The sequence below is a fragment of the Kitasatospora sp. NPDC058032 genome, assembly GCF_042885845.1.
Lineage (GTDB): Bacteria > Actinomycetota > Actinomycetes > Streptomycetales > Streptomycetaceae > Kitasatospora.
Map to the genome: position 1 here is coordinate 1 of NZ_JBHVRK010000071.1, position 1,679 is coordinate 1,679.

The window sequence follows — 1,679 nt, forward strand, 5'->3', positions numbered from 1 at the left end:
TCCATGCGCCACTCCGACCAGGGGCGCGAACTCATGCGCTGGCTGCACAACCGGTTCGTCGTCGACGAGGCCTGGCGCCGGCGCGCGGACGCGGTCCCCGCCCACTGCGTCGACTCGATGGCGGACCTGGCGCAGCACTGCTCGGACGCCTGGCGCCGGTTCGCCGAGGAGATGGTCCGGCGCCGGCACAGCGCCGCGGCCGACAGCCCGGAACTCCGTACCACTCAGCCACCTCGCCGTTGACGGCCTACTTCGACAGGGAGTTACGGTGACCACGAACACCATCGAGGACGCGGTCCGCCGGGTCGTCGAGTACATGCACGTCAACCTCGGTCAGAACCTCACGATCGACGACATGGCGCGCACGGCGATGTTCAGCAAGTTCCATTTCACCCGCATCTTCCGTGAAGTCACCGGTACCTCTCCCGGGCGTTTCCTGTCCGCCTTACGGATTCAGGAGGCCAAGCGACTTCTGGTGCATACTGCACTCAGTGTGGCCGATATCAGCAGCCAGGTCGGCTACAGCAGCGTCGGTACCTTCAGCTCGCGGTTCAAGGCCTGTGTGGGCCTTTCCCCGAGCGCCTATCGCGACTTCGGCGGGGTGCAGCCGGGATTCCCCTCCCCCGCGAGCCGTATTACCTCCGTCGCCCACAACCTCTCGTTACGCGGACGCATTCATTCCGCTCCGGGCGAGAGGCCGGAGCGGGTCTTCGTGGGCCTGTTCCCCGGCAGGATGCGCCAGGGCCGGCCGGCGCGCTGGACCACTCTGGAGAGCCCCGGGGCCTTCGAGCTCCGGGACGTCCCCGTGGGCACCTGGCACATCCTGGCCCACTCCTACTCCGTCGGCCACCAGCCCCACCGGCTCGACTCCGAACCGCTGCTCCTCGGGCACAGCGGACCGCTCGTGGTGCACCCCGGCGCGCTGCTCCGTCCGGTGGACATCCTCCTGCGTAAGGTGGACGCCCTCGATCCACCGGTCCTGCTGGCCCACTTCGCCCTCGAGAGCCGGCTCACCTCGCCGCACTCACCGTCATCGGTAGCCCTCCGCGCATCCGCAGGGAGAGCATGGGTTCGGCAACCGCCCGGTGTCCGGCGACAGTACGCAGATCGAGATCGCGGGTGACCAGGGCCGTGACGAACACCGCCTCCATCATCCCGAGGTTGCTGCCGACGCAGAATCGGGGCCCCGCGCCGAACGGGATGTACGCGTACCGGGGCCGGGCGGCCACCTGCCCGGGTTCGAACCGATCCGGGTCGAAGCGCTCGGGATCGTCCCACAGGCCCGGGTGGCGGTGCATGATGTACGGGCAGACCAGCACGTCCGAGCCGGCGGTCACCGTGTAGCCGCCCACCACGTCGCTCCGCTGGGCGACCCTGGGCAGGATCCACACGGGAGGGAACAGCCGCATCGCCTCCTGCACCACCATCGTCGTGTACGGCAGCCGGTGCAGGTCCTCCAGCCGGGGGACGCGGTCGCCGAGGGCGGCGCGGGCCTCGGCGCGGACCCGGTCGCGCGCCTCGGGGTGACGCTCCAGCAGATGCAGGGTCCAGCCGAGCGTACTGGCCGTGGTCTCGTGTCCCGCCAGCAGCAGGGTGACCAGCTCCTCGCGCAGCCTGCGGCGGGTTCCGGCCGGATCGCCCCGCCGCCGGTCGGCCGCGACGATGAACCGGGCCAGCGC

At 70.2% G+C, this 1,679-nt stretch carries 2 protein-coding genes and 1 pseudogene; 2 read left to right on the forward strand and 1 reads right to left on the reverse strand.

The window, feature by feature from the left end; genetic code table 11:
• Together ACFVUH_RS37310 and ACFVUH_RS37315 are read left to right on the forward strand one after the other, a co-directional pair.
• Positions 1-243 (forward strand): annotated as a pseudogene (locus ACFVUH_RS37310) (transcriptional regulator); the annotation flags it as partial.
• 25 nt (positions 244-268) lie between these two features.
• Entirely contained in the window at positions 269-1,123 is an 855-nt protein-coding gene (locus ACFVUH_RS37315) for an AraC family transcriptional regulator (RefSeq protein ID WP_073771983.1), read from the forward strand.
• On the opposite strand, the gene ACFVUH_RS37320 is transcribed toward ACFVUH_RS37315, so the two are convergent.
• Positions 1,011-1,679, reverse strand: a 669-nt coding sequence (locus tag ACFVUH_RS37320) for a cytochrome P450 (RefSeq protein WP_387918088.1), incomplete at its 5' end; no start/stop codon positions are given. The two genes, ACFVUH_RS37315 and ACFVUH_RS37320, sit on opposite strands and share 113 nt — an antisense overlap.